The organism is Parasutterella muris (genome assembly GCF_943193095.1).
GTDB lineage: Bacteria > Pseudomonadota > Gammaproteobacteria > Burkholderiales > Burkholderiaceae_F > Parasutterella > Parasutterella muris.
This window is the reverse complement of the sequence record NZ_CALPCV010000001.1, coordinates 38,921-59,183: the sequence shown is the minus strand read 5'-3', so window position 1 is coordinate 59,183 and position 20,263 is coordinate 38,921. Positions and strand designations below refer to the sequence as shown.

The following is a 20,263-nucleotide window of genomic DNA, read 5'->3' as shown; positions in this document are numbered from 1 at the left end:
TTACTTGTCCAATCCGACCAAAGCGGCTGCGAATTCATCTGCGTTAAATGTCTGCAGATCATCAATCGTTTCTCCGACGCCAATGTAGTAAATCGGAATCGGATTTTCTCTGGAATAGGCCAGCGCGACCAGCACTCCGCCCTTTGCCGTACCGTCAAGTTTTGTAATGATCAGCCCGGTCAGTTTGGCCGCTTCGTCAAAAGCTTTCACCTGAGCCAGCGCATTCTGTCCGTTTGTTCCGTCCAAAACCAGAATTGAAGCGTGCGGTGCCCCTTCCATCGCTTTGCCCTGAACGCGCTGAATGCGCGAGAGCTCGTTCATCAGGTTGGTCTGAGTAGGAAGACGCCCTGCGGTGTCCACCATCACAATATCCATTCCTTTCTTTTTGCCGCTGACGATCGACTCGTAAGCAACGGATGCCGGATCCCCCTTGTCCTGAGAGATGACTTCAATTTGGTTTCTCTCGCCCCAAACTGCCAGCTGCTCCCGCGCCGCTGCGCGGAAAGTATCCGCCGCCGCCAAAAGCACTCGCTTGTTCATGAGACTGAAATGCTTGGCAAGTTTACCGATCGTGGTTGTCTTGCCGGCGCCGTTAACACCGCACATCATTATCACCAATGGATTGTGCGCGTCAAAATCTAAAGACGCTTCGCAGGGTTTCAAAAGTTCCGCAATGATCTCTTTCAGCGCGACCTTCACTTCGTCCTGTGTTTTAAGACCTTTGAGTTTGATTCTGTCGCGCAGACTATCCAGAATCTTCGCGCTTGCTTCCACCCCGACGTCTGAAGCAATCAGCTGAAACTCCAGCTCTTCAAGAAATGCTTCGTCAACAACGCCGCCGGTAAAGATGCCGACAAGGTTAACTTGAGTTTTTTTAAGACCTTTCTTCAGTCTGGCAAACCAACCCGTTTTTTCTTTCGTGTCACTCATGTTGAGTATTTTTCATTTAAAGTTCAGGTAATCAATTAATCTGAGAGTTTACCAATGCCTGGAAACTGTAGCGGCAAAGTAAGGATCATTGGGGGAAAATGGAAACGAACCCCGTTGCCCGTTTTGGACGCAAAAGGACTAAGGCCCACCGGGGATCGCCAGAGGGAAACACTCTTTAACTGGCTCGGACACCTGTTCGAAACTTTTGAAGAACGGACAAGCCTCGATATGTTTGGCGGAAGCGGCGCCCTTTCCTTCGAATTCCTCAGCCGAGGCGGAAAAAGCGCGGATGTTTATGAAGTCAACCGCTCCGCCTGTGCGCAAATTAAGAAGAACGCTGAAAAACTCGGCGCGCCTTTACACGTGCACTGCGCCGACAGCCTGACGATAAAATCCGCAGGAAAACAATATGACGTGATCTTTATCGATCCGCCCTTTGCTCTAAAACTACAGATGCATGCGCTTAAAACCGCATCCGGGCTTATTAAACCCGACGGGCTGATTTATGTCGAATCGCCCGAAGAAATCTCAGACGCATCTCTTTCAGAAATCGGACTTCAGGCCGTCAGACGACTTAAGTCCGGCGCCAGCTCATTGCTTCTGGCGCGTCAGACGGAGCAGTAAACATGGTTATCGCAACATACCCGGGTACGTTTGATCCGCTTACGCGCGGACATCTCGATTTAATCCGCCGTGCGGCGAAACTCTTCCCTAAACTTATCGTCGCCTGCGCAGAAAGTAAACGCAAACACACGCTTTTTACGCTTGAGGAACGCCTGGAAATGATCCAAAACGCCACCGCAGAGATGTCCAATGTCGAGGTGTACGGTTTTACGGGGCTTTTAGCGACTTTCGTTCGGGAACATCACTCTCAGTGCATCATCCGGGGCGCGCGCGCTGTCAGCGACTTTGAATACGAGTTCCAAATGGCCGGTATGAACCAGATTTTGATGCCGGAAGTGGACACCCTATTTCTGACGCCTGCCGAACAGTACCAGTTCGTCAGCGGCTCATTCGTGCGCGAAATCGCTTCCATGGGCGGCGACGTAAGCGGCTTTGTCACCGATGACGTCGCTTCGCACCTCAGAAACAAGTTCGTCGCATTTAAGCAAAGCAGCGATTAATGCGCTCTGCGCACCGCAGAGTTTTTTCCCGCCGCTCGACGAGCTTTTCTTCGTCCGTACTGCGTACCTTCGGACTCCAGTAGGAGTCCGGGTAGGAGGCGTCGTCACGATAGCGTGCAATCAGATGCCAATGCAGATGCGGCACCATCGTTCCGAACTCGGCCAAGTTAATTTTGTCCGGAGAAAGCTCTTCATTCATGATCCGCTCAATCTCGCAGAGCGCGCGCCAAAGAATCAGACGATCCTCTTCAGACAGATCACTGTTCTCTTTCACGTGCTCGTTCCAAATTAAGCGAAAGTATCCCGGGAAATCCGGGTCATCGACCCGGATCACACGGAATTTATCGGTCCTTACGACCTCAAGCTCGCCCTGAGGGGCGCATAAAGGACAATCTTTGACCATTACAGCAGTACCTTTTCAATCGCTCCGTCACGGAGCTTATTTAACGTTTCATGCAGCCAGCCGTCTCCGTATCTTGAGCGCATCATCTCCACAATCAGAAACTCCGCCTGTGATTTGATCGCGTCCGAATACCGGCTCATGCCCTGCAGACAGCCGGGACATGTCGTCAGAACCTTGGTGGTTCCGCTGAAGTCGCCCGCCTTGAGCTTCGCGGCCGCGCCTCTCAGGCTTTGTTCTTTCGCAAAACGAACCTGACTGGCGATGTCCGGTCGGGCAATCGCAAACGTTCCGCTTTCGCCGCAGCAGCGCTCAGAGAGCACCACCGAAGAGCCGTCCTTGGGATGAATCAGCGCGTTTACCGTCTCAATTGGCACGCCTTCCTTAAGCGGTGTATGACACGGATCGTGATAGATGTAGCGCGTGTTGTAGGCGCCCTTAACGGACACGCCCTTACTGAGCAGATAGTCATGGATATCCATGACGCGGCAGCCCGGGAAAATGGACTCAAAGTTGTACTCGCGTAGCTGATGCAGACAGGTTCCGCAGCTGACAAGCACCGTGCTGATCGAGGCATAGTTCATCGTGTTGGCAACACGATGGAAAAGAACCCGATTGCGCGTGATGATTTCATCGCCCTTATCCTTCAGACCGTTCCCTTTCTGCGGGTGTCCGCAGCAGCGGTATCCGGGCGGAAGGATAACCTGCACGCCCAGGTCATAGAGCATGCCTAAAACGGCGATAGAAACCTGACTGAAAAGTTTCTCATTGCCGCAGCCCGGGAAGTAGAACACGGACTCTCTCGGCTGATCCGAAGCGGCAAGCTCCTTGTTTTTTATCACCGGAATAAATTTCGCATCCTCAATATCAAGCAGCTTGCGCGCCGTCGTCCCGACATAATCCTTCGGGAGCTTGCGGTTAACGAGATGAATCACCTCTTCCCGAACACTCGGACGCCCCGTGCTGAATCCCGGATGACGCGCACTGCGGGCAGAGGCAATTTTCAGCATGTCCGAAGCCGCCCTTTCTGCCTGGAACCCATATTCAATCAGTCCCTTGCGGGCCGCTCTGACCGCAAGCGGGTTCTCAAGCTCAAGGAATTTAAGTCCGGCAGCCTTGGCCGGATGGAAGCGCTCCTTATGCTTGGCGTGCAGCATATCGCGCATCAGCATAGTGACGCGGCCGAAGTCAATCTTAACCGGACACGGCTTCTGGCATTTCTGACAGATCGTGCAGTGATCTGACACATCCTCAAAGTCGGCGTAGTGCTTAAGAGAAACACCTCGGCGGGTCTGCTCTTCGTAAAGAAACGCCTCCAAAAGCAGCGAGGTCGCAATCACCTTATTTCGAGGAGAGTAGAGCAGATTGGCATTGGGAACATGAGTCGAACAGACCGGTTTGCACTTGCCGCAGCGCAGACAGGTCTTAATCTCCTCGGAAATCAGACGAGCCTCGCTTTTCTGCATAATCAGAGACTCATGTCCGAGCAAATTAAAACTCGGCGTATAGGCAATCGAAAGATTGGCCTGCGGTCTCAGCTTGCCTTTGTTGAACCTTCCGTGCGGATCGGTCTTGTCAAGGTAGTCGTAAAACTCGTCAAATTCTCCTTTGCTCACAAAATCGATCTTTGTCATGCCGATGCCGTGCTCTCCGGAGATCGCTCCGCCAAGCTTCTTTGCGACATCCATGACATACGCGACGCCTTCGTTGGCTTTACGGAGCATTTTCACATTGTCGGAGTTGACCGGAATATTTGTGTGAACATTGCCGTCCCCCGCATGCATATGAAGCGCAATGAATACTCTTTCGCGGAGCACTCTCGCATGAATTCGGAAAATCTCATTTCTGACATTTTCAAAGGAGTCGCCGGCAAAAATGTCATTGAGCTCTTTCAGAACCTCCTGTTTCCACGAGACGCGAATCAAATGATTCTGAACAAGATCGAGAAGCGTCAGGCCGCCAAGATCCTTTGGAAGACGCTCAGAACGCTTTCTGCCAAGCTCTTCCAGCCGCTCAACCGCCTGCTTCGCGTCCTCATCCAGATGATGAAGAATATAAGTCCACTCGGCCTCAACCTTGTCCAAAAGAACAAGTCCGAGCGGAACTTTCTGACTGAGAAGCTCCTTCTCGGTGTAGCCGCCGGAACTCACTGCGAGTTTTCCAAGGCTGAGCGGCCCATCGAGATAGCACTTGGTCTCCCGAATCATATCGAGCTTATTCTCAATCGAGCAGCAAATATTGAAGCGTTCCACCGCGTTTGTATAGTCGCCGATCTTATCCAGAGGAATCACAACGTCTTCGTTCAGCTTAAAGGCGTTGGTATGCTTTGAAATAGCGGAGGTCTTTGAGCGTTCAGCCCAGAACTGATGGCGTGCTTCCGGGGTCTTCGCCACGTACGTGTCACCGTTTCCGGACAGCGCTATCTTGCGGACTTCCTCCACATACTTGGAGATGCTCTCCTCGCTGCTGCCGATAATGTCTCCGACGATGACCATCTTAGGGTAGATCCCTCTTCCGCTCTTTGGTGCATAGTTAATCGCATGAAGATAACGATCATCGAGATGCTCAAGACCGGCAAGCATCACGCCCTCGGGCTGGGGCTCAAAGAGCTGAGAAATCTGATAAATAGCCGGACCCGCGTTGCTTGCCGCTCCGTAGAACTCCAAGCATACGGTCTGAGTGAACGCGGGCATCTTGTGCACGATAAATCGGGCGGATGTGATAATGCCGTCGCAGCCTTCTTTCTGCAGTCCGGGAACTCCGCCAAAGAATTTATTCGTCACGTCCTTGCCCAAGCCCGGCTTACGGATTGTGCTGCCTTTGATCCGATAAGTCCTGCGGCGAATCTCGGCGGCTTTCTCCGGCGCGCTTCCGCCTTTTTTCCAAACAGCCTCGAAAACCACATCTTCCTGTAAGTGGATTTTGCCGAGATTGTGGTTGACGCGCGTCACCTCAATCCAGTCACCGTTGGGATCAACCATTCGGTACCAATACACGTTGTCGGCGGTTGTTCCCCACAGAACCGCCTTCTTGCCGCCGGCGTTTTCGGCGATATTGCCTCCGATCGTGCAGGCGTAGTTGGAGTTGGGATCAACAGAAAACACCCAGCCCTCGGAGGCTGCTTTTTCGGCAACCTGTTTATTGACGGCGCCTGCTCCGGCAAAAATCGTCGCATGCTTTCCTTCAAGGCCGTCGAGCGCACGGAATTCAACATCGGAAATGCGGTTTAGCTTCTCCGTATTGATGATGATTGTGCGCGGATGGAGCGGGACAGCCCCGCCGGTATATCCGGTGCCGCCGCCTCGCGCGATGATGGTGAAGTTCATCTCGATACAGGCCTGCACAATACCTGAGACCTCTTCCTCTCGGTCGGGATAAACAACGGCGAACGGATACTCCACGCGCCAGTCGGTCGCATCCGTCACATGGCTCGCTCTGGAAAAACTGTCAAAGCGAATATTCTGACTCTTCGTGTACTTCTTCAGGCGCTTCAGCACAAGCCTTCTTAAGTCCCAGGACCGCTCAAAAGAACTCTTGAATTTCTCTATAACAATCAGCGCCTTCTGAACCAAAAACTCAACCTTTTCGGCTGACTGCGGATCAAGTTTAGTGATCTGCTGCTGCATCGAACGGATGCGATGATAAAGCGCGCCCACCAAAAGTCCTCTGCGCTTCTGGTTAAAGAGCATATCCTCCTGAAGATAGGGGTTGCGCTGAATAACCCATATGTCGCCCAGCACTTCGTAAAGCATCCGGGCAGACCTTCCGGGACGGCCGTCTCCGCGAAGCTCTTCCAAAACATTCCATGCATCTTCTCCGAGCAGTCTCACAACAATGTCCCGGTCCGAAAAAGACGTGTAGTTATATGGAATTTCACGCAGTCTAAGGTTGTTCAATTTTTCTTTCGACATCTCTTTAATCATCTGGAAATTCTCTGTTCATGCCATCATTGTGCAATATTCTCGAGTAAGAGTCAGAAACTAAAACGCTCTTTTTTATTTTTTGGCCGCCTTAGTGCTATTTTTTAACTTTACCAATCACAAATCACAAAAAATGCTTGAACAAGAATATCTGCGTCGCATCCTCAAGGCTCATGTCTATGACGTTGCAAAAGAAACTCCGCTCCAAAAAGCCAAACTGCTTTCCGAGCGAATTGGAAACAACGTCATGCTCAAACGAGAAGATTTACAGAGCGTGTTCAGCTTCAAGCTGAGAGGCGCCTACAACAAAATGGCCAACCTGACGCCGGAAGAACGCGCTAAAGGCGTAATCGCCGCAAGCGCAGGCAACCACGCCCAGGGCGTTGCACTCGCCGCAAGCAAACTCAAGTGCCGCGCGGTCATTGTGATGCCGATTACCGCACCGGCGCTGAAAATCAACACGGTTCGCCGACTCGGCGGTGAAGTCGTTCTTTACGGCGACTCTTTTTCCGACGCCGCTGCCTATGCGGCTGAACTTCAGGCCAAAGAAGGCCTGACTCCGGTTCCGCCGTTCGATGATCCGGACATCATCGCCGGTCAGGGTACCGTCGCCATGGAGATCATTCGTCAGGCCCAGAACGCAAACGGCGCCATCGACGCGGTCTTTGTACCCGTCGGAGGCGGCGGCCTTCTCGCCGGCGTTGCCGTCTACGTCAAAGCGCTGTATCCGGAAATCAAAGTGTTCGGCGTGCAGACGGTTGACTCCGATTCTATGAATCAGTCCCTCAAAAACGGCAAACCGACCTTCCTTGCCGATGTCGGACTTTTCTCCGACGGTACCGCCGTTAAACTTGTCGGTGAAGAAACCTATCGTCTGTGCGAAAACTTTGTTGACGGCATCATTCTCGTTGACACGGACGAAGTTTGCGCGGCAATCAAGGATGTGTTCCAAGACACACGCAGCATTCTCGAACCGGCAGGCGCTCTGTCCGTCGCAGGCATCAAGAAATACGTCAAACTGAACAACATCAAAGACCAGAACTTTGTGGGCGTTCTTTCCGGCGCCAACATGAACTTCGACCGTCTTCGCTTCGTCGCTGAACGCGCCGAACTCGGCGAACATCGTGAGGTGCTTTTCTCCGTGACAATTCCCGAACGCCGAGGCGCGTTCAAGCAGCTGATCTCGCTGCTTGGCAGCCGCAGCGTTACGGAATTCAATTACCGTATCTCGGATGCGGACAAGGCTCAGATTTATGTCGGCCTGCAGACAGAACACCGCAGCGAAGCTCAAGGCATTAAAAAGCTCTTAGAAGAAAACGGCTTCCCGGCAGTTGACCTGACCGACAACGAACTGGCAAAAACACACCTCCGTTATATGGTCGGCGGCCACTCCAAACTGGCAGTCAACGAACGAGTCTTCCGCTTTGAATTCCCTGAAAGACCCGGCGCCCTCTTCAAATTCCTCTCCTCGAGCGCGCCCGACTGGAACATCTCCCTGTTCCATTATCGGAACCAAGGCGCCGATTACGGCCGTATTCTGGTCGGTCTTCAGGTCCCTCAGGAAGACAGCGAAAAATTCGGCGCATTCCTGCAGAATCTCGGCTACGCCTACGTAGAGGAAACCGATAATCCTGCTTATCAGCAGTTCCTGGGATAATATCGGCACGGCGGTCCGATCGCGGCCGCCCTCCTTGAGGAAAATCCAATGAGTCTGACCAGCAAAGAATCGGTTGACAAAGTCATGCAGGGTCTGCCGCCTCAGGCGCGTACCGCCCTTAATGTCATGGCCGAAATGCAGAAGCGGCCGCCCGAAGACGTGCTGCGTGACGAAATTCGCAATTACATCGCGGGACGTCTGCCCGCTATCGATTTAGAGGGTGCGGTCAAAGCTATTCAGGAGCGCTCATATCAAGCCGGATACCTCGTCGGATCACTGCGAAAGTTTGTCAGCAATTGGAACCGTGAGGATTAATTGAAAAAAGCCCGACGCCGGGCTTTTCTCAACTTCCGACTTAGTCGGCGATGCGAATCTCTCCGTTTTCTTCAATCAGCTGAAGATCGCATTTCTTTTTGCCGTTGATCTCTTCAACCCAAGCCGCTGTCGGCACCTCTTCTTCGAGATTGGCGTTGATATATCTCTCGGCTTCCATCTTCGTTGCAAAATTTTCGCATCCGTTCGGATACTGAACGATCACTTCAACCACTACATCCCGTCTCAAAACGTCACTCCTTATAGTTGGCTACGATCCAAACGATCGAAGCTATTAACTTCAGAGCATACTCAATGTGCAGCGACTCGTTCGGACCGTGCGCGTTCGAATTGGGACCTAAGCCGCCGGCCACCATAAACTGCGCCTTAGGCCACGTCTTCGAAAACACATTCAGCAGCGGGATAGAGGCGCCCATTCCAAAGTAACAGGGCGCATTGCCCCAAAAGGCCTGAGAACTCTCCTCGAATGCCTTCTGAAGCCACGGCGCGGTTTGAGGCGCTGTCCAGCCGTCGCTCTCTACCGTGGAGCTGTAGCTGACCTTTGCCTGAAAAGGCGGATTCTCCGTCACAATTTGAGAAAGTGCGCGGGACGCTTTAACCGCATCTACGCCCGGCGGAAGGCGAATGCCGATCTTTGCGGCGGTAAAGACACGCATAACATTGCCTGCGTTTTCGACCTTCGGCACACCGTCAATGCCCGTCACTGTCATTTCCGGACGCCAGCCTCTGTTAAGCAGACAGGTCAGAGCATCCCTGCTCAAAGGCTGAGTGGCCCCCGCAAATGGGAAATGGGACCAGACTTCGTCACCTAAAAGCGCCGCGACCTGCCGGTTTTCTTCCACCGTTTCGTCGGAAATTTCTGTTTTAAAGGCTTGCGGAAGCATCTCTCCGGTAGCAGAATTCTCCAGTCGGTCCAGAAGATTGCGCAGAACCATAAAGGAGCTCGGCGCAATTCCGCTTGCTTCCCCGGAATGCACGCCTTCCGTCAGTGTCTGAACCTTCAGAACTCCGCCGAGCATTCCGCGCAAAGAGCGAACGATCCAAAGTCGATCGTAGTCACCGCAAGTGCTGTCAAGCGCAATGACCAGCCCGATGTCGCCAAGGCGCTGTCTGCATTTGTCCAGATACGCTTCATAGTGACGCGAGCTCGACTCTTCACAGGTTTCAAAAAGCCCGACGCATCTCGGATGCGCAAAACCGAGCTCCTGCATCACTTTAACCGCGCCAAGCAGTGAGTAGAAGGCGTAGCCGTCATCAACAGAACCGCGGCCGTAAAGACGGCCGTTCTGCAGCACCGGAACCCACGGAGATTTGTCGGCGTCCCAGCCCTCGTTTTCCGGCTGTTTGTCCAAATGCCCGTAAAAGAATACCGAACGCTCAAATTTATCAACAGAACTCGGCTCTATCTCAACAAGAAGACACGGCGTGCAGCCCTCGTCTTTCACGATTTCGCACTTGAGCCCTCGAATCCCCTGTTTCTGCGCCCAAGCCTTCGCCTGCTCTACCGCGAATGCCAAATGACCGGTCTTTTCCCAGCTGTTGTCAAAGTCCGGTGAAAGAGCAGGAATACGAATGAAATCCTCCAGCGCGGCAAGCATCGATGTTTGCCAAAAACATTCTACGCTTTCATAAATCTTCTGATGCACCTTTTACTCCTTTAAAACGAAAGCCTTGATATTCAGCGCATCTCGAACAATGGCTGTCGCGGCTTTCGCCTGCGCCTCCGTCATGCCGCTGCCGACCACCACTTTATGAAGCCCGTTAACGAGCTCAATGCGCACCTGCGCACCCATTTTATCCCCAAGAACTTCCGTGAACTGCTGCTTGAGTTTTAAGGCGTTCTGCTCGGAACGGAACACGCCGAGCTGCACGGCGTATTGCTTAACCGCAGAAGCCGCGTTTACTGCTTGGCCCAGCTGAGATTCAGACGCGTGTTTTTTCAGTGCGCTGATGACTTCGGCTTTTGCCTCTGTCTCAAACGTGTTCAAGGTGGTTTGATCAGCATTTCCGGCTTTTTCCAAAGCGATCTGCGCCCCGGCTTCCAGTACACGCTCAACCGGATTCTGATTCAGCGGCGGCTGATCCTTTTCTATGATGACGCGATCGGCGGTAATACTCGGTGAACTCGAAGAGGCAAGGGACTCCCCTTCGGCAGCTAAAGTAGCGACCTGAGCAATAAAATCCGACTCTTTGGTTGAGCCGCTCTCGCTTGAAGACAATACTTTCTTCGCCACGGGCGCGGCAATCGAAGCAAGAACACTGCCGTTTGTGGTCGAAGGAATATTCCCTGCCGCGATCTGCGCTCGTGTAATGCGTTCGACCTTCACTTTGGCCGTTCCTTTATTGACATAGCCGAGACGCGAGGCGGCCGCATAAGAGAGATCAATCACACGACTGTGCAGAAACGGTCCGCGGTCATTGACACGAACAATAATGCTTCTGCCGTTTTCCAGATTCGTCACTTTGGCATAGCTCGGAAGCTCCATCGTGGTATGCGCCGCTGTCATCGCGTACATATCGTAAATTTCACCGGTGGAGGTTTTCTTCCCGTGGAACTGTTTGCCGTACCAGGAGCCGTAACCGGTCTGTACCAGAGGCTTGTCTCCTGTCATCGGAACATATGTTTTGCCCATGACCTTGTAAGGACGGTTCGTCGCGGCAATCGGCTTCTCTACCTTCGGCACCGCATTCTTCGTTTCCATACCGATCGTACCTAAGGCAGAAGGCGGTCCGTCGTTATCGTAGTACTTGCCGTCTTTTTGTGAGGTTCCGCAGCCGGCGAGAATCGAGGCCGCGGCCGAAAAAATCAGTATCTGCCAATAACGTCGTTTCATGTTTTTTCTTATTCAGCTAACTTCGGTAAGAATCTCCGTACAAAGATTCTTTTATGCGGCGTCCGGCGGAAATTTTCATCAGCAGTCCGCAGCAGATGCCTAAAATCAGAAGCGCAGTACCGCCGTAACTCATAAAGGGAAGGGGCACGCCGACAACGGGCAGGATCCCGCTGACCATTCCCATATTAACAAAGGAATACATCAAAAAGATCGCTGCAATGGCTCCGGCTGTCAGACGCTCAAACATGGTTGAAGCGACCGAGGCGATATAAAGCGTACGCATAATCAGCAGCGTGTAAAGGAGCAGCAGTCCGACATCTCCGAAAAAACCGAACTCCTCGGAAAATACCGCAAAAAGAAAGTCACTGGTTCGCTCAGGAATAAAATCCAAATGCGCCTGGGTTCCGTTCATCCAGCCCTTTCCGGTCATTCCGCCCGAACCGATCGCAATAATTGACTGCAGCGTATGAAAACCCGCACCCAAAGGATCCGAACTCGGATCCAGCAGAGTCAAAACCCGCTGTCGCTGATAGTCATACATCATGCTCCAGACAACGGGAAGCGCAGCCGCCGCACACGAAATCATCAACAGTAAAAATTTCCAGCTGAGTCCGGCAAAGAAGATCACGGCAAAGCCGGAGGCGCAGACCAAGAGAGATGTGCCAAGGTCAGGCTGCTTCAAAATCAGCGCAACCGGCAGAGCAAGCAGAACAAACGCAACCGCATAGTCCCACCAGCGCAGAACGCCTTCCTGAGCGGTATAGCGAATCTGGAAATACCAGGCGATCAAAAGCGGCGTCGCCAGCTTCATGATCTCCGAGGGCTGAATGCGGACTACGCCAATGTCGAGCCAGCGCGTCGCGCCCTTGGTATTCACGCCGAAAAGCAGCGTTGCGACCAACAGAAGAAGACCGACCGCGTAAAGAGGAATCGCGAGTCCCTTCATCCATTTCATGGGAATATTGGCGAAAACCAGCATCGCCGCTCCGGCGGCCGCTAAATTTCGAATCTGTCCGTCAATACGCCAGGGGAAACTGTAGCCTGCAGAATAAAGCGTCACAAAACCCCAGGCGCTCAGCAGCGTCACAATCGCCAGCAGTGTCCAGTCAATCGAAAAAAACACACTGAGAAACGTTTTCAGCACCTTCACATAGAAGGGTTCTTTGTGCACAGTAATCAACGAGTTCAACGTTTATCTCCCTTCTGTCCGTTTTTCCCGTCCGTCCTCGCCGCGGGCTTCTTCACAGCAGTTTTTGCGGGCGCTTTCCCTGAAGCTGGCTTTGCGCCAGCCTCTTTAGATGAGGCCCCTTCCCGCTTATCTTCGGGAATACGGCTCTGCACCAAGTAATAATCCAAAATTTTCCGAGCAAGCGGCGCTGCCGCGGCAGCGCCGAAGCCGCCGTTTTCCACCATAATGGCAAGCGCAATCTGCGGCTTGTCCACAGGAGCAAACGCTATAAACAGGGAGTGGTCGCGATGACACTCCTTAATCTTGTTCTTGTCATACGTCGCGCCCTGCTTGATGCCTAAAACCTGAGCGGTTCCGGTTTTTCCGCCGACGGTGTAGGGCGCGTTGGCAAACAGCGCGCGCCCGGTTCCTTTGAGCGTCACATCGTGCATCGCGTTCTTAATAAAATCCACATTCTCTTTTTTGAGCGGAATCACATCCACCGGATCCTTGGCAATAACCTCTTCTTCCCCGGTCTCCGCGTTGATAATCTTCTTCACCAGGTGCGGCTTCATCACAATGCCGTCATTGGCAAGGGTTGCCACCGCGTGCGCCAGCTGCAACATCGTAAAAGAGTTGTAGCCCTGACCGATACCGATGGAAATCGTATCGCCAACCGCCCAGCGCTGTTTAAAGCGCTTCTGCTTCCATTCCTTCGAAGGAAGAATACCGCGTGCTTCGCCGACAAGATCGATCCCGGTAATCTGCCCAAAACCAAAGGGTTTCATGAAATCATGAATTCGATCAATACCCATGTCCTGAGCAAGCGAGTAGTAATACACATCTGAAGAAACAACAATCGAACGATGCATATCTACGGGTCCGTATCCGCGCCCTTTGGTGGAATCGCGAAACACATGATTGCCAAGCTGAAAATGGCCGTTGTCCTGAATGACACGCTTCGGATCGCGAACTTTCATCTCCAGCGCGCCAAGCGCCATAAAGGGCTTAAACGTGGACCCGATAGGATAAGTTCCTCTCAAAGCTCGATTCATGAGCGGCTTGTCTTCGTCCTGGTTCAGCTTGTCCCAGGTCTCCTGATCAATACCGTCAACAAATAGGTTCGGATCAAAACTGGGATTGGAAACAAAGGCGAGCACATCTCCGGTCTTCGGCTCAATGGCAATGACCGTGCCTCTTCTGTCTCCTAGCTCTTTCATGATCATGCGCTGCAGGCCCATATCAAGCGTCAGAACCAAATGATTCCCGGTCTTGGGCTGAGTCATTGACAGCGAACGAATGGGACGGCCTGAGGCGCGGACCTCAATTTCTTCAAAACCGGGTTTGCCGTGAAGTTCGTCCTCGTAAGAGAGTTCAATGCCGGTCTTGCCAATATTGAGCGTACCGGAGTAATCACGACCGCGTCCGCTTTCTTCAAGGCGCGTCTGATCTTTCTGTGAAATTCTTCCGATATAGCCGACGACATGCGCCGCGGCTTCCGCCTGCGGATACCTGCGATGCATGCGGGAACGAACTTCAACGCCGGGGAATCGCCAGGACTGAGCGGTAAACCGAGCAACTTCTTCGTCTGTCAGACCACTCTTAATCGGCACCGGGCTCAAACGAGGAAGCTCATCCTTCAGACGATTAAAACGACGTAGATCGCCTTTGGAAATACTGATGATTTTTCCGAGTTCATCTATGGTTTTTCTAAAATTCGGCGTCTCTGCCGGCGTAATTTCGAGTGTGTAGATCGGATCATTCGTCGCGAGAATTTCGCCGTTTTTATCAACAATAGTCCCGCGCCTCGGAGGATGCGCGGTTTCTGTTTTCCGGTTGGCTTCCGCCTTAACGACAAGTTCGTCGTACTGAATAATCTGCAGCCACACAAAACGAAGCGTCAGTATTCCAAAACACAGAAGCGTAACAAACAGAAAGAACCAGCAGCGATTAATGAACTGCTGCCGGTGTTTGGATTCGAGCTCCTGGACCCTTCGTTTCATAATGCGTCAGGCGGCCTCAGCCGAGATAAAAACGTCTGGATAAAAACCAAACCCACAGCGGCCAGAAGACAATAAACAGCAAAACCTGGAGGAACCATGCCGCATCAAAGCTTTGCTGAGACAAAAGAAAGCTTTCCACGGTTTTCAAAACCGCGGGAAGAAGAAAAACCGGCAGCAGAGATATTGCCTGACTGATCGGAGAGAGCCAAAGCAGCCGAACACTCATCAGTTCAGCACAAAATACCACGACGCAGTAAGTCAGCGCGTGCTGACCGAAAACGGCCCCGGTATCAGCATCCGTGAGAAGACCTAAGCAGAATGCGAGCCAGTAGAAAATTCTGTTGGGCTGATGAATCGCCCAGAAAATCAGCGTCATCACGAGAAAACTCGGAAAAAACGGCCAGTGCGAACTTGGCAGCAGATCAAGTAGCCAGGACAACAGAAGCGAACCGTAGACCCAAAGCGGTCCGGCCAAAGTCGGATCATGAATTGACTTATCCGGACGCTGATAGTTAAAGCCTTTGGAAAAATTACTCATCGCTTGGCCTTTCTTCTCTGCTGCGGATCCGCCGGCTCCTCCTCTTCAACCTGAGGAAGCTTGGATTCGGTATCAACAAACATCACCAGTACGTATTCACTCGTACCGATGGACTTTGGTGCGGCAATGCTCACGTCAACATAAGAACCGGCCTCGCCGGGGCGAACGGAAGTCACGGTCCCTACTGGAATCCCTTTGGGATAAATACCGTCAAGACCGGAAGTCACAACCTTTTCACCAACCCTGATTTTGTCGCTGAACGGTAAATCGCGGCTCTGCAGCGTATCACCGTCTCCGGTACCGCGGACAATGCCTCGAACATGCGATTCTGTAAACAAAACGGGAACTTCCTGATTCTTATCCTGAATCAGCTGCACCTGACTTGAACGCTTGGAAACATGAATGATCTGACCGGCGAGCCCGGTTTCCGTGACAACCGGCATCCCGACCTCAACTCCGTCGTCGCTTCCGCCGTTGATCTGATAACGCTGAGTGAAGCCGTCGGAGAGCGCCCGACGAACTTCAAACATCACTGAATGCACCGGGTAAAGTGCCTTTTGCTGAAGCATCTCCTTCAGAACGCGATTTTCATCGCTCAGAGTCCCGAGGCGAAACCTTTCCATTTCGCTCTCGGCCAGACGCTTCTTCAGCACCTCATTTTCATTAACCAGCTTAGATTTCGACTGAAAATACTCCGCCGCTTCTTCAATACCGCGGGACGGAGCGGTAACACCCGTATGCAGGGCATCCGCAACCCACGCAAAACCGCTTCGGACAGGCTCCATCACCTGCATTTGATGATCAACAACCATCATCAGAATGGCAGCAAACGCGAAGAAACCAAAGCTTGTAAAGGAAGAAGCTCTGGGAGCATTAAACTTCAGGTGCTTTGAAGGCCCGAGCATCTTGTCCTATTTCTAGCCGAAACAGAAGATTGAATCTTCGATCTTACCGATACCTTCGAGCGCAACACCGCAGCCGCGGACAACGCAGGTCAGAGGATCATCAGCGACAACGACAGGAAGACCGGTTTCTTCCATCAGAAGACGATCCAGGTCCTTCAGCAGAGCTCCGCCGCCGGTCAGCATCAGACCGCGTACGGCAATGTCCGCGCCAAGCTCTGGAGGCGTCTGCTCAAGCGCCTTTTTGACCGCTCCGACAACCTGATTCAGCGGTTCGGTAAGCGCTTCAAGCACTTCGTTGCTGGAAATCGTAAATGAACGAGGCACACCTTCCGCAAGATTGCGGCCTTTGACCTCAAACTCGCGCACTTCACTGGAAACGAATGCCGAACCGATTTCTTTTTTGATTCGTTCAGCCGTCGGCTCGCCAATCTGCATGCCGTAGTTGCGGCGGATGTAATCAATGATCGCCTGATCAAACTTATCGCCGCCCACGCGTACGCTGCAGGCGTAAACAATGCCGCCCAGAGAAATCACTCCGACCTCAGTTGTGCCGCCGCCGATATCAATCACCATGGAACCGGCCGCTTCACTAACCGGAAGACCTGCGCCGAGCGCGGCCGCCATCGGTTCTTCAATCAGAAAAACCTGCTTGGCACCGGCTGCTTCAGCACTCTCTTTGATCGCGCGGCGCTCAACCTGGGTAGATCCGTAGGGGACGCAAATGACAATTCTGGGACGAGGCGTGAAAATGCTGGGGGTATGCACTTTCTTGATAAAACTCTTGAGCATCTGCTCAGTAACCGTGAAATTCGCGATAACGCCGTCCTTCATCGGACGAATTGCGTCAATGTTGCCCGGAACGCGGCCAAGCATGTTCTTTGCTTCTTTACCAACCGCTCTGACGTCGAGCTTTCCTGAATTTCCTTTGTCTGTTCGCACGGCCACAACACTCGGTTCATCAAGAACCATTCCTTTGCCGCGACAATAAATAAGCGTATTGGCTGTTCCTAAGTCAATCGCTAAATCATTAGAAAAAAAGTTCCTTAAACCACCGAACATGTAGTCCCCCTGCCACTCCACCTTGGCACATATTTAGTAACCGCCCAATTCGAACGAAGGGCAAACGTAAATGATAGACTAAAAAAGGTATTTTAGGCCCCTGACGGAGGCCGGCTGTTACTTGCAGAAACAACAGTTATTGCAAAAACTCATTCATTTTTTAGGAAGTTCATGTCTTTAACCATCAATGACGTGCGCAGAATTTCTGATCTGGCGCGCATCGACCTTTCGGACGCAAACGCCGAAAAACTTATGGTCGAGCTTAATGACATTCTGTCCATGGTCGAACAGATTCAGTCCATCGACACCACAGGCGTAGAGCCCATGCCGCACCCGTTCGGGGGCGCTCAGAGACTTCGTGAAGACGAAGTCACGGAACATAACCGCAGAGAAGAAAATATGCAGAATGCTCCGGACGTCATGGACGGCTTATTCCTGGTTCCAAAGGTGATTGAATAAAATGACTGATCTCACACATTCCACTGTCGCCGAGCTGAAAAAGCTCCTGACTGCAAAAGAAGTCTCTGCTAAGGAAGTCGCTCAGGCGTACCTCGATAAAATCGAAAAAACAAGCTCTCTCAACGCGTTTCTTGACGTGCGCCCTGAGGTCACACTGAAGGAAGCCGAAGAAGCAGACAAGAAAATCCGCTCAGGCGAGGCATCCCCGCTCACCGGCATCCCGATTGCGCACAAGGATATTTTTGTGACGCTCAAGTGGGCGAGCACCGCTGCCAGCAAAATGCTGGAAAACTACATGAGCCCGTTTGACGCGACCGTCGTCGAACGACTTCAGAACGCCGGCTTTGTCTGTCTGGGCAAAACCAACTGCGATGAATTCGCTATGGGTTCAACAACCGCCAACAGCGCTTACGGCAAAACCTACAATCCCTGGGACGCCAACGCGGTCCCCGGCGGCTCATCAGGCGGTTCTGCCTCCTGCGTCGCCGCGCGCATCGCGCCTGCTGCAACAGCCACCGACACGGGCGGTTCAATCCGTCAGCCCGCGGCTTTCTGCGGCGTCACCGGTATTAAACCGACTTACGGCAGACCGAGCCGCTGGGGCATGATCGCATTTGCCTCCAGTCTGGATACCGCCGGCATCATCGCTCAAAGCGCTGAAGACTGCGCTATTGTTCTTTCTGAAATGATCGGTTTTGACAAGCGCGACTCTACCAGCATTGAACTGCCGCCCGAAGACCTGACAGTCGGTCTGAATGCCGGCGTCAAGGGTCTGCGCATCGGCGTTCCCCGCGCCTGGATCGATAAGGCCGAACCGGGCCTGCGCGACGCCATTTACAAGGCACTTTCCGTTTACGAAAGTCTCGGCGCTGTTCTCGTCGATATCAAACTCGACAAAGCCAACCTCGGCGTTCCTGTCTACTACATCATCGCGCCCGCGGAAGCAAGCTCCAACCTCGGCCGCTTTGACGGCGTCCGCTACGGACATCGTGCGAAAGACTATAACGATCTTCTCGACATGATCAAAAAGAGCCGTGATGAAGGCTTCGGCCCTGAACCGAAACGCCGTATTCTGATCGGCACTTACGTTCTTTCGCACGGCTATTACGACGCCTACTACATCAAGGCTCAGCAGGTACGCCGCCTGATCGCTCAAGAGTTTGATGCGATCTTTAAGAACGAATGCGATGTCATCGCCGCACCGGTCTCCACAGATGCCGCTTTCCGCTTCGATGCTAAAGCCGATCCGCTCTCTTTATACCTGAGCGACTTGTACACCGTCCCGGGATCTCTTGCAGGACTGCCCGGCCTCAGCCTGCCCTGCGGTATGAGCGAAGGCAAACTGCCTTACGGTCTGCAGCTGATCGCGCCCAAGTGCGAAGAAGGCCGCCTGCTCGGTACCGCGCATGCCTATCAGCAGGCGACTGACTGGCATAAACTTGTCCCCGCCGGATACTAGGAAGGAATACAAACATGGAATGGGAAGTAGTTATCGGGCTGGAAACACATGTCCAGCTCTCAACAAAATCTAAGATTTTCTCCGGCGCTTCCGCCTCTTTCGGCGCAGAACCGAACACACATGCCTGCCCGATCGATCTGGCGCTCCCCGGCTGCCTGCCGGTCCTCAATAAGAGCGCTGTGGAAAAGGCGATTCGTTTCGGCCTTGCAATCGACGCAAAAGTCGCAAACCGCTCCGTCTTCGACCGTAAGCATTATTTCTACCCGGATTTACCGAAGGCCTATCAAATCAGCCAGTTCGAACTGCCCGTTGTCATCGGCGGACGAGTCAGCTTCCAGGTCGAAAACCCCGATGGAAGCACCTACCAAAAAACTATTAATCTGACCCGCGCGCACCTTGAAGAAGACGCGGGCAAAAGCGTTCACGGCATTGTGCATGGAAAAACCGGTATCGATTTGAACCGTGCCGGAACGCCGCTTTTGGAAATCGTTACGGAACCGGAACTGAGAAGCTCCGCAGAAGCCGTTGCATACGCAAAAGCGCTGCATGAACTCGTTATGTGGATCGGCGTCAGCGACGGCGATATGCAGAAAGGTAATTTCCGCTGCGACGCCAACGTCTCTGTCCGACCCAAGGGCCAGAAAGAATTCGGAACCCGCTGCGAAATTAAAAACCTGAACAGCTTTAAATTCCTTCAGGCCGCTATCGACTACGAAGTTCGCCGCCAGATTGGACTGATCAGTGAAGGCGGAAAAGTGGTACAGGCCACACGCCTCTATGACCCGGACAATGACGAAACACGCGAAATGAGAACGAAGGAAGACTCGATGGACTACCGGTACTTCCCGGATCCGGATCTTCTCCCGCTTGAAATTTCCGACGAATGGATCGAAGAGGTTCGCGCCTCTATGCCTGAACTTCCTGAAAAGACGCTTGCGCGTCTCATCAACGAATACGGCATCAGCGAAGCCGACGCCCTGCAGCTGATCTCTCACCGTCCGCTCACCGAGTACTTTGAGAAAGCAGCCGCTAAGCTCAAAGACAAGAAGATCGCGGCCAACTGGGTCAAGGGCGAAGTTATGGCTCAGCTCAACGCCGCTGAGCTTTCGATCGAAGAAAGCCCGGTCTCAGCCGAACAGCTCGGCGATATTCTTGTTCGCTACAGCGACGGCACAATCAATCAGAAAGGTGCGCGTACCGTCTTCTCCGCGATTTGGGAAAAGAAGGGCGACAAAGTTGATGAACTGATCGAAACGCTGGGCCTGAAGCAAATCTCGGATACCGGCGCCATCGAGGCGGCTATTGACGCAGTGCTTGCCGCCAACCCGAAGATGGTCGAAGAATTCAAATCGGGCAAGGAAAAGGCTTTCAACGCTCTGGTCGGTCAGACCATGAGAGCGACAAAAGGCAAGGCCAATCCGGCTCAGGTCAATGAAATTCTGAGAGCAAAGCTCGCTCAGTAAACAAGCTCACA

At 52.8% G+C, this 20,263-nt stretch carries 18 protein-coding genes; 7 read left to right on the top strand and 11 right to left on the bottom strand.

What is annotated here, in order from left to right; translation table 11 throughout:
* A complete protein-coding gene (gene ftsY / locus NFR90_RS00290) occupies positions 1-930 on the bottom strand; it encodes a signal recognition particle-docking protein FtsY (RefSeq protein ID WP_251449786.1) in 930 nt (309 codons plus the stop codon).
* Positions 931-984: 54 nt separating this feature from the next.
* On the opposite strand from ftsY, the gene rsmD reads away from it, so the two are divergent.
* A complete protein-coding gene (rsmD, locus tag NFR90_RS00285; protein ID WP_160334213.1) occupies positions 985-1,554 on the top strand; it encodes a 16S rRNA (guanine(966)-N(2))-methyltransferase RsmD in 570 nt (189 codons plus the stop codon).
* Positions 1,555-1,556: 2 nt separating this feature from the next.
* Entirely contained in the window at positions 1,557-2,054 is a 498-nt protein-coding gene (gene coaD / locus NFR90_RS00280) for a pantetheine-phosphate adenylyltransferase (RefSeq protein ID WP_160334214.1), read from the top strand.
* Here coaD and NFR90_RS00275 read toward each other — a convergent pair.
* Complete coding sequence (locus tag NFR90_RS00275) at positions 2,035-2,457, bottom strand: HIT family protein (protein WP_160334215.1); 423 nt, start codon at positions 2,455-2,457, stop codon at positions 2,035-2,037. The genes coaD and NFR90_RS00275 overlap by 20 nt on opposite strands.
* The gene (locus NFR90_RS00270) at positions 2,457-6,377 is read right to left on the bottom strand and encodes a DUF3683 domain-containing protein (RefSeq protein WP_251449783.1); all 3,921 of its coding nucleotides are present in this window, start codon (positions 6,375-6,377) and stop codon (positions 2,457-2,459) included. Before NFR90_RS00270 ends, NFR90_RS00275 begins: the two co-directional genes overlap by 1 nt.
* 91 nt (positions 6,378-6,468) lie before the next feature.
* On the opposite strand from NFR90_RS00270, the gene ilvA reads away from it, so the two are divergent.
* Positions 6,469-8,031, top strand: coding sequence for a threonine ammonia-lyase, biosynthetic (gene ilvA / locus NFR90_RS00265; protein ID WP_277612782.1), 1,563 nt, complete (start codon positions 6,469-6,471; stop codon positions 8,029-8,031).
* 48 nt (positions 8,032-8,079) lie between these two features.
* The gene (locus tag NFR90_RS00260) at positions 8,080-8,346 is read left to right on the top strand and encodes a hypothetical protein (RefSeq protein WP_251449779.1); all 267 of its coding nucleotides are present in this window, start codon (positions 8,080-8,082) and stop codon (positions 8,344-8,346) included.
* 40 nt (positions 8,347-8,386) lie between these two features.
* On the opposite strand, the gene NFR90_RS00255 is transcribed toward NFR90_RS00260, so the two are convergent.
* The 8 genes from NFR90_RS00255 to NFR90_RS00215 are packed head-to-tail and all read right to left on the bottom strand — an operon-like array spanning position 8,387 to position 16,871.
* Positions 8,387-8,593, bottom strand: coding sequence for a hypothetical protein (locus tag NFR90_RS00255; RefSeq protein WP_251449777.1), 207 nt, complete (start codon positions 8,591-8,593; stop codon positions 8,387-8,389).
* Positions 8,594-8,597: 4 nt separating this feature from the next.
* Positions 8,598-10,010 carry a M20/M25/M40 family metallo-hydrolase gene (locus NFR90_RS00250; RefSeq protein ID WP_251449775.1) on the bottom strand — a complete coding sequence of 471 codons (1,413 nt, stop codon included), beginning with the start codon at positions 10,008-10,010 and terminating at the stop codon, positions 8,598-8,600.
* Positions 10,011-10,013: 3 nt separating this feature from the next.
* A complete protein-coding gene (locus tag NFR90_RS11585) occupies positions 10,014-11,198 on the bottom strand; it encodes a septal ring lytic transglycosylase RlpA family protein (protein WP_160334219.1) in 1,185 nt (394 codons plus the stop codon).
* Between the two features lie 16 nt (positions 11,199-11,214).
* Positions 11,215-12,375: a rod shape-determining protein RodA gene (gene rodA / locus NFR90_RS00235; RefSeq protein WP_160334269.1), complete on the bottom strand. Its 1,161-nt coding sequence runs from the start codon at positions 12,373-12,375 to the stop codon at positions 11,215-11,217.
* Positions 12,376-12,383: 8 nt separating this feature from the next.
* Positions 12,384-14,369 carry a penicillin-binding protein 2 gene (gene mrdA, locus NFR90_RS00230; RefSeq protein WP_251449773.1) on the bottom strand — a complete coding sequence of 662 codons (1,986 nt, stop codon included), beginning with the start codon at positions 14,367-14,369 and terminating at the stop codon, positions 12,384-12,386.
* A gap of 16 nt (positions 14,370-14,385) precedes the next feature.
* Entirely contained in the window at positions 14,386-14,907 is a 522-nt protein-coding gene (gene mreD, locus NFR90_RS00225) for a rod shape-determining protein MreD (protein ID WP_160334221.1), read from the bottom strand.
* Positions 14,904-15,812 carry a rod shape-determining protein MreC gene (mreC, locus tag NFR90_RS00220; RefSeq protein ID WP_160334222.1) on the bottom strand — a complete coding sequence of 303 codons (909 nt, stop codon included), beginning with the start codon at positions 15,810-15,812 and terminating at the stop codon, positions 14,904-14,906. Before mreC ends, mreD begins: the two co-directional genes overlap by 4 nt.
* 12 nt (positions 15,813-15,824) lie before the next feature.
* Entirely contained in the window at positions 15,825-16,871 is a 1,047-nt protein-coding gene (locus tag NFR90_RS00215) for a rod shape-determining protein (RefSeq protein ID WP_160334223.1), read from the bottom strand.
* A 171-nt stretch (positions 16,872-17,042) separates the two neighbouring features.
* Between NFR90_RS00215 and gatC the strand changes: the two genes are divergently transcribed.
* Genes gatC through gatB form a run of 3 tightly spaced genes read left to right on the top strand, consistent with a single transcriptional unit; the run spans position 17,043 to position 20,252 of the window.
* Positions 17,043-17,330 carry an Asp-tRNA(Asn)/Glu-tRNA(Gln) amidotransferase subunit GatC gene (gatC, locus tag NFR90_RS00210; RefSeq protein WP_160334224.1) on the top strand — a complete coding sequence of 96 codons (288 nt, stop codon included), beginning with the start codon at positions 17,043-17,045 and terminating at the stop codon, positions 17,328-17,330.
* Between the two features lies 1 nt (position 17,331).
* Positions 17,332-18,789, top strand: coding sequence for an Asp-tRNA(Asn)/Glu-tRNA(Gln) amidotransferase subunit GatA (gatA, locus tag NFR90_RS00205; RefSeq protein WP_251449771.1), 1,458 nt, complete (start codon positions 17,332-17,334; stop codon positions 18,787-18,789).
* A gap of 14 nt (positions 18,790-18,803) precedes the next feature.
* The gene (gene gatB / locus NFR90_RS00200) at positions 18,804-20,252 is read left to right on the top strand and encodes an Asp-tRNA(Asn)/Glu-tRNA(Gln) amidotransferase subunit GatB (RefSeq protein ID WP_160334226.1); all 1,449 of its coding nucleotides are present in this window, start codon (positions 18,804-18,806) and stop codon (positions 20,250-20,252) included.
* The last annotated feature ends 11 nt before the right edge of the window (positions 20,253-20,263 follow it).

Bases quoted from the DNA above. Each gene is read 5' to 3' on its own strand.
- ftsY (WP_251449786.1), bottom strand. From the start codon at position 930: ATGAGTGACACGAAAGAAAAAACGGGTTGGTTTGCCAGACTGAAGAAA.
- rsmD (WP_160334213.1), top strand. From the start codon at position 985: ATGCCTGGAAACTGTAGCGGCAAAGTAAGGATCATTGGGGGAAAATGG.
- coaD (WP_160334214.1), top strand. From the start codon at position 1,557: ATGGTTATCGCAACATACCCGGGTACGTTTGATCCGCTTACGCGCGGA.
- NFR90_RS00275 (WP_160334215.1), bottom strand. From the start codon at position 2,457: ATGGTCAAAGATTGTCCTTTATGCGCCCCTCAGGGCGAGCTTGAGGTC.
- NFR90_RS00270 (WP_251449783.1), bottom strand. From the start codon at position 6,377: ATGATTAAAGAGATGTCGAAAGAAAAATTGAACAACCTTAGACTGCGT.
- NFR90_RS00260 (WP_251449779.1), top strand. From the start codon at position 8,080: ATGAGTCTGACCAGCAAAGAATCGGTTGACAAAGTCATGCAGGGTCTG.
- NFR90_RS11585 (WP_160334219.1), bottom strand. From the start codon at position 11,198: ATGAAACGACGTTATTGGCAGATACTGATTTTTTCGGCCGCGGCCTCG.
- mrdA (WP_251449773.1), bottom strand. From the start codon at position 14,369: ATGAAACGAAGGGTCCAGGAGCTCGAATCCAAACACCGGCAGCAGTTC.
- mreD (WP_160334221.1), bottom strand. From the start codon at position 14,907: ATGAGTAATTTTTCCAAAGGCTTTAACTATCAGCGTCCGGATAAGTCA.
- mreC (WP_160334222.1), bottom strand. From the start codon at position 15,812: ATGCTCGGGCCTTCAAAGCACCTGAAGTTTAATGCTCCCAGAGCTTCT.
- NFR90_RS00215 (WP_160334223.1), bottom strand. From the start codon at position 16,871: ATGTTCGGTGGTTTAAGGAACTTTTTTTCTAATGATTTAGCGATTGAC.
- gatC (WP_160334224.1), top strand. From the start codon at position 17,043: ATGTCTTTAACCATCAATGACGTGCGCAGAATTTCTGATCTGGCGCGC.
- gatA (WP_251449771.1), top strand. From the start codon at position 17,332: ATGACTGATCTCACACATTCCACTGTCGCCGAGCTGAAAAAGCTCCTG.
- gatB (WP_160334226.1), top strand. From the start codon at position 18,804: ATGGAATGGGAAGTAGTTATCGGGCTGGAAACACATGTCCAGCTCTCA.